General features: G+C 67.7%; 8 protein-coding genes and 1 other RNA gene. 8 read left to right on the top strand and 1 reads right to left on the bottom strand.

The features are described 5' to 3' along the window. The 3 genes from AC1DOC_RS14895 to AC1DOC_RS14885 all read left to right on the top strand — a co-directional run. A partial coding sequence (locus tag AC1DOC_RS14895) for a galactose oxidase-like domain-containing protein (protein WP_478130006.1) occupies positions 1-1102 on the top strand: 1102 nt, incomplete at its 5' end. 32 nt (positions 1103-1134) lie between these two features. Further along, positions 1135-1584 (top strand): hypothetical protein, encoded by a 450-nt coding sequence (locus AC1DOC_RS14890; protein ID WP_018906125.1) that lies wholly within the window; start codon positions 1135-1137, stop codon positions 1582-1584. Further along, positions 1581-2189: an SCO family protein gene (locus AC1DOC_RS14885; RefSeq protein ID WP_051128040.1), complete on the top strand. Its 609-nt coding sequence runs from the start codon at positions 1581-1583 to the stop codon at positions 2187-2189. The genes AC1DOC_RS14890 and AC1DOC_RS14885 overlap by 4 nt, the downstream gene beginning before the upstream one ends. 71 nt (positions 2190-2260) lie before the next feature. On the opposite strand, the gene ffs is transcribed toward AC1DOC_RS14885, so the two are convergent. Continuing rightward, positions 2261-2357: signal recognition particle sRNA small type (gene ffs / locus AC1DOC_RS14880), an RNA gene on the bottom strand. A 178-nt stretch (positions 2358-2535) separates the two neighbouring features. On the opposite strand from ffs, the gene dnaX reads away from it, so the two are divergent. The 5 genes from dnaX to AC1DOC_RS14855 form a co-directional block, all read left to right on the top strand. Beyond that, entirely contained in the window at positions 2536-4398 is a 1863-nt protein-coding gene (gene dnaX / locus AC1DOC_RS14875; RefSeq protein WP_478130005.1) for a DNA polymerase III subunit gamma/tau, read from the top strand. A 97-nt stretch (positions 4399-4495) separates the two neighbouring features. Continuing rightward, positions 4496-4828: a YbaB/EbfC family nucleoid-associated protein gene (locus AC1DOC_RS14870; protein WP_012747441.1), complete on the top strand. Its 333-nt coding sequence runs from the start codon at positions 4496-4498 to the stop codon at positions 4826-4828. A gap of 7 nt (positions 4829-4835) precedes the next feature. Continuing rightward, positions 4836-5426, top strand: coding sequence for a recombination mediator RecR (gene recR, locus AC1DOC_RS14865; protein ID WP_018906122.1), 591 nt, complete (start codon positions 4836-4838; stop codon positions 5424-5426). Positions 5427-5478: 52 nt separating this feature from the next. Next, complete coding sequence (locus AC1DOC_RS14860; protein WP_012747443.1) at positions 5479-5871, top strand: MAPEG family protein; 393 nt, start codon at positions 5479-5481, stop codon at positions 5869-5871. Positions 5872-6041: 170 nt separating this feature from the next. Next, positions 6042-6286, top strand: a 245-nt coding sequence (locus tag AC1DOC_RS14855; protein WP_478130004.1) for an ABC transporter substrate-binding protein, incomplete at its 3' end; no start/stop codon positions are given.

Raw genomic sequence — 6286 nt, 5'->3', positions numbered from 1 at the left:
GGCGAGCACGACGATGTCCGACGGCTCCGTGTTCACAGTCGGCGGTTCGTGGAACGGCGGGCAGGGCGGCAAGTACGGCGAGGTGTGGTCGGCCGCCACCAAGACCTGGCGCACGCTGTCCGACGTACCGGCCAACATGCCCGATGCGAGCAATGTCTCGGACCCACCGCTGGCCGGCCCGGACGCGGCCGGGGTCTACCGGGGCGACAACCACATGTGGCTGTTCGGCGCCGCCAACGGCTGGGTATTCCACGCCGGGCCTGCTGCCGCAATGCATTGGATCGACACGCGCGGCAGCGGCGCCATCCTGCAGGCCGGGCTACGCAGCGACGACCCCTATGCCATCACCGCCAGCGCCGTGATGTACGACATCGGCAAGATCCTCAAGCTCGGCGGCGCGCCCAACCACGACAGCGGCGACGCCTTCAAGACCGCCTACATCATCGACATCAGCGCTGGCGCGCCGGCGGCGCCCACGGTGCGCAAGCTTTCGCCGATGGCCTATGCCCGAACCTTCGTCAACAGCGTGGTGCTGCCGAACGGCGAGGTGTTCGTGATAGGCGGACAGACGCAGCCCGTTCCGTTTTCCGACTCCTACAGTGTGCTGGCGGCCGAGCTGTGGAGCCCGGTGCTGGAGAGCTTCATCACGGTGCCGCCGATGCAGAAACCGCGCAACTATCACAGCGTGGCCCTTCTGCTGCTGGACGGACGCGTGCTGGCGGGCGGCGGCGGGCTGTGCGACTGTGCGGGCGACCACCCGGATGCGGAGATCTACACGCCACCGTACCTGCTGGCGAGCGACGGTTCGCCGGCGTCCCGCCCGGCCATCACGGCCGCGCCGGCCAGCGCCACATGGGGGAGCCAGATCACCGTGGCGACCGACCGCGCGGCGGCCCAGTTTGCGCTGGTGCGCATGGCATCGGCCACTCACTCGGTCAACACCGATCAGCGCCGCATCCCGCTGTCATTCACGGGCACGGCAGGCAGCTACCAGCTGGGCATTCCGACCGATCACGGGACCGTGCTGCCGGGCAACTACATGCTGTTCGCACTCGACAGCAGCGGCGTGCCGAGCGTGGCGCGCACCATCAACATCCGGTAGCGGCCCGGCGCTTCGCGAAGCCGAGGCTTTCGATGATGATGATGCTGGTACTCGCGCTCGGAACCGCTCTGGCCGTTGGTCCGGAGCGGTCCGCAAAGCCGGAAGCCGCCGTGCCTTCCTCCGTGGCGCGTGGCGCCCGCCTGTTCGACGGCACCGAGCCGCTCGCCGGCACGCTGTCCGGCCACAGCGCGCCGCTGCCGGGCGCAGCGACGCGCTGCATCCAGTGCCACGCGGGCCCCGGCAAGTCCACTGCCGCTGTCTCCGGTTTCGCGCCGCTGCTCGACCGGCGCCAATTGCGCGAAATCCTCCCGCGCCGCGGCGGCCCRCCTGTCGCGTACGAGCGCACATCCTTCTGCCGCACGCTGCGCACCGGCATCGACCCGGCCCATGTCACGCTGCCCCGAGCCATGCCGCGCTTCGATGCCGACGAAGACCAGTGCGCGGCGTTGTGGGACTACCTGACGCAAGCCCTTTCTCAATGAACCCAATGAACGCGCGGGGCCCCTTCATATCCTCGCGGGTTGCATCCCGCGGGCGCCGGCGCCTGCTTGCCGCCGGTGCACTGGCGTGGCTGGGTGTGCCTGCGGCGCGCGCAAACACCAGCATCGGACCGGTGCTGCCGGCGGTGTCGGTTCCGGCCCTGCCGCTGCGGCGCCACGACGGCGCCACACCGATGCTTGCGGCGCAGTTACGAGGCGCCCCAACCGCCGTTCAATTGATGTTTACCGGATGCAGCACGGTCTGCCCGATCCAGGGAGCCTTGTTCTCGACGCTGCAGGCGGCATTGCTGTCGGAGCGCTACACGGCGGTGCGCCTGCTGTCGCTGAGCATCGACCCGCTGGCCGACGACCCTGTGGCACTGAGCGCCTGGTTGCGGCGCTTCGGCGCAAGGCCAACGTGGAGCGCGGCGGCGCCAGCCCCCGAGGCGCTTGAGTCGATGTTCTCGCTGTTCACGGGAGGCGCGGCAGCGGGCGACCGCCATACCGGCCAGGTTTATCTGTTCGATCGTCAGGCCCGGCTGGTCTGGCGAACCAGCGAGTTGCCGCCGGCCGAAGAGGTCATGGCCGGACTGCGGCAGATGGGCTAGCTGGATGCGGCGGCTGAGGACTCAGCGCCGGTGAGGTGGCTGCCTGCCATGCCTCGTATCTTTGATGTTAGGTTGACGAGCCTTACCCCTGGCACTGACTACGCAGTTAGGGCTGCTTGGTTCCCCACCTGACCCGGTTGGCCACTTCACCATGCAGGGAGGCCCGTCAGCACGTATTGTAACCCCCCAGGCTGCGCGCACTTCGTGTCGCTTCGCCCACCCCCCTGCTGGGGGCGACACCAGAGGCCCGGCGAAGCCGGTTCCTCGGTGTCCCACGAAAAGTCAGGTCTTTTTTTGATCGGGGGGTGAAGGCGAGGCCGGTGCAGCGCCTTTTAGAATGCCCGCAATGTCTTATCTCGTGCTCGCTCGCAAGTTCCGTCCGAAAACCTTCGGTGAGATGGTTGGCCAGGGGCATGTGGTGCAGGCGCTCGAGAACGCGTTGACCACGCAGCGCCTGCATCACGCCTATCTTTTCACCGGGACGCGGGGCGTGGGCAAGACCACCGTCTCACGCATCCTGGCCAAGTCGCTCAATTGCCAGGGCCCGGACGGGCAGGGCGGCATCACGGCCACGCCTTGCGGGGTGTGCCAGGCCTGCAAGGACATCGATTCGGGCCGCTTCGTCGACTACACCGAGCTCGACGCGGCATCGAACCGCGGCGTGGACGAGGTGCAGTCGCTGCTCGAGCAGGCGGTCTACAAGCCGGTGCAGGGGCGCTTCAAGGTCTTCATGATCGACGAAGTGCACATGCTCACCAACACCGCGTTCAACGCGATGCTGAAGACGCTCGAGGAGCCGCCGGAATACCTCAAGTTCGTTCTGGCCACCACCGATCCGCAGAAGGTCCCGGTCACGGTGCTGTCGCGCTGCCTGCAGTTCAACCTGCGGCCGATGGCGCCCGAGACGGTGCTGGAGCACCTCACGGGCGTGCTGCAGGCCGAACAGGTGCCGGCCGAGCCGCAGGCGCTGCGCCTGCTGGCGCGTGCGGCACGCGGCTCGATGCGCGACGCGCTGTCGCTCACCGACCAGGCCATCGCCTTCGGCAACGGCGAACTGCTCGAAGCCGGCGTGCGCCAGATGCTCGGCAGCGTGGACCGTGGCCATGTGTTCAAGCTGATCGAGGCGCTGGCGCTGGGCGATGGCAGGACGGTGGTCGACACCTCCGAGGCGCTGCGGCGCGACGGCATGTCCGCCGCGTCCACGCTGGAAGAAATGACCGCGGTGCTGCAGGCCATGGCCGTGCTGCAGGCGGTGCCGTCGCGGGCGGAATCGGCCGATTCGGCCACCGATCCCGACGCGGCCGATACGGCGCGCCTCGCGTCGCTGATGCCGGCCGACGAAACGCAGCTGCTCTACAGCCTGTGCCTGCACGGGCGCAGCGAGCTGGGGCTGGCGCCCGACGAGTACGCGGCGCTGACCATGGTGCTGCTCAGGCTCCTGGCCTTCAAGCCTTCCAACGCGGCCGCTTCTTCGGCCTCCGCGGAAAAAAAAACTCTGAATGAAGCCGCCCGGGCGGCTTCGGTCCCTGCGCCCGTAGCGCCGGCTCATCAAGACACGGCGGCGATCGTCGCGCCGCCAGCGTCGATTTCCGTCGCTGCGCCGGTGCCTCCTCGATCCAATCCGGCGCCGGCCGGCCAGCGCCTGGCCGTGGTCAACGAGCCCGTGCGGCCAAACGGGCCCAGGCCTTCCGCAGAAATTGAGCCCTCGCCGGCTGCCGAGGCGCCCCGGGTGCTTGCCGTTCCCATGCGCGTGCAGCCGCCGCCGAGCCAGCGCGACGCGCCGCGCCCCGATGAGCAGCGCGGCCCGGCACCGCCCATTCCGCCGAGCGAGGACGGCGACTTCTGGCACGCCAYGGTCACGCAGATGATCGCGGCCGAGAGCATCAACGCCCTCGCGCGCGAACTCGCGCTGCAGTCGCAGCTGGTGGCGCGCGACGTCGACCAGTGGATACTTCGCGTCGAGCGCGAGCTGCTCAACCAGCCTTCGGCCCGCGAGAAGCTCACGGATGCACTGGCCGCGCTGGGTCACGGCGTGAAGCTCGCCATCGAGATCGGCGCCGTGGTCGACAGCCCCGCGCGCCGCAACAAGCAGGCGGCCGACGAGCGCCAGCGCGTGGCCGAGGAGGCCATCCGCAGCGATCCCGAAGTGCAGATGCTGATGCGCGAATTCGATGCGAAGATCGTGCCTGGAACACTCAAGCCCGCCTGACGGAACGCCACTGAAAAACCGTGCCGGCTCCTGCGGCATTCGGCATCGGCCGCCATCTCTCTTATCCTTCCCCCATTCCAACCAATCAGGACCAACGATGTTCAACAAAGGACAACTGGCCGGCCTCATGAAGCAGGCGCAGGCAATGCAGGACAACCTCAAGAAGGCCCAGGAAGAACTGGCCACCATCGAGGTCGAAGGCGAGTCGGGCGCGGGCCTCGTGAAGGTCGTGATGACCTGCAAGCACGACGTCAAGCGCATCACCATCGACCCGAGCCTCCTGGCCGACGACAAGGACATGCTCGAAGACCTGGTGGCCGCCGCCTTCAATGCCGCGGTGCGCAAAGCCGAGGAAACCAGCGAGCAGAAGATGGGCAAGCTCACCGCAGGCATGCCGGGCCTCCCGCCCGGCATGAAGCTGCCGTTCTGAGCCATTGATGGCCGACGCCAGTTCGCTCGATGCGCTGGTCGATGCGCTGCGCCGCCTGCCCGGCGTCGGCGTCAAGTCGGCCTCGCGCATGGCCTTCCACTTGCTGCAGCATGACCGCGAGGGCGCGCAGCTGCTTGCGCGCGCGCTGCAGCAGGCGGCCGGCAACGTGCGGCATTGCGAACGCTGCAACACCTTCACCGAAGCACCGGTCTGCAGCGTGTGCCTCGACACGCGCCGCGACGCAAGCAAGCTCTGCGTGGTCGAGACGCCGGCCGACCAGGCCGCGCTCGAACGCACCGGGGCCTTCCGCGGCTACTACTTCGTGCTGATGGGCAAGCTCAGTCCGCTCGACGGCATCGGACCCAAGGACATCGGCCTGCAGAAACTCTTCGACCGCGCACTGGACGGCACCGTGAGCGAGGTCATCCTGGCCACCAACTTCACGGCGGAGGGCGAAGCCACCGCGCACGTGATCGGCGAAGCGCTCCGGCAGCGCGGCCTCAACGTGACGCGCCTCGCGCGCGGCGTGCCTGCCGGCAGCGAGCTCGAATACGTGGATCTCGGCACCATCGCGCATGCCCTGGTGGACCGCCGATAGCGCGCGGCGTTCGTTCGCTGCGCCAGCTCTCCATCGAACGTAGACAACCCGCATGACTCTTTCCTTGCTCACCGTCGCCTACTGGTGCGTGTTCATCGCCTGCGGCCTGCCGTATCTCGCGGCATGGATCGCCAAGGCCGGCAGTTTCGGTCCGCGCGACAACGTGCAGCCGCGCGACTGGGCCGCAAAGCAGAGCGGTTGGCGCGCGCGCGCCAACAGCGCGCAGGCCAACAGCTTCGAAGGCCTTCCGTTCTTCATCGGCGCGGTGATCATTGCGCACCAGCTCGGCGCCAATCAGGCGCGGCTCGACATGCTGGCGGCGGCCTATGTCGTACTGCGTGCGATCTATATCGCGGTCTATATCAAGGGCATCGGCTCCGTGCGCAGTGCGGTATGGGCGCTCGGTTTCGTGGTCAATATCGCGATCCTTTTTATCGCGCGCTAAGAGCGATAAAAGCCTCTGCGCCAGTGCGCAGCAGGCCATTCGGCACAGGCCTCGTGGAGGCCTTCATGCTTACGTGGAAACCCGCACGGGATGACCCCGATGCAGGTAACGGGGGCGCACCCCTAAGCTCGATTCAGTCCACCAGAATCAAGCGCCCGCAGGATTGCTCCATGCTCCACCGCAGAACCCTCATGACAGTCTCCGCAGTCGCTGCGGCAACCATTGCGTTGCCGCGGGTCTTTGCGCAAGCCAAGCTCGAGAAGACGAAGATTTCCATTGCAGTGGGCGGCAAGGCGGCGTTCTACTATTTGCCGCTCACCATCTCCGAACAGCTCGGCTACTTCAAGGCCGAAGGCCTCGACGTCGAGATCTCCGATTTCGCAGGCGGCGCACGCGCGCTGCAGGCCGTGGTGGG

The sequence above is a fragment of the Variovorax sp. 01T439_2 genome, from assembly GCF_056398445.1.
Note: the sequence above shows the minus strand (reverse complement) of the source record. Positions and strands in the feature narration are given on the sequence as shown.

Excerpts from the sequence above, each read along its gene's own strand:
- AC1DOC_RS14885 (WP_051128040.1), top strand. The coding sequence starts at position 1,581 with ATGAACCCAATGAACGCGCGGGGCCCCTTCATATCCTCGCGGGTTGCA.
- AC1DOC_RS14870 (WP_012747441.1), top strand. The coding sequence starts at position 4,496 with ATGTTCAACAAAGGACAACTGGCCGGCCTCATGAAGCAGGCGCAGGCA.
- recR (WP_018906122.1), top strand. The coding sequence starts at position 4,836 with ATGGCCGACGCCAGTTCGCTCGATGCGCTGGTCGATGCGCTGCGCCGC.
- AC1DOC_RS14860 (WP_012747443.1), top strand. The coding sequence starts at position 5,479 with ATGACTCTTTCCTTGCTCACCGTCGCCTACTGGTGCGTGTTCATCGCC.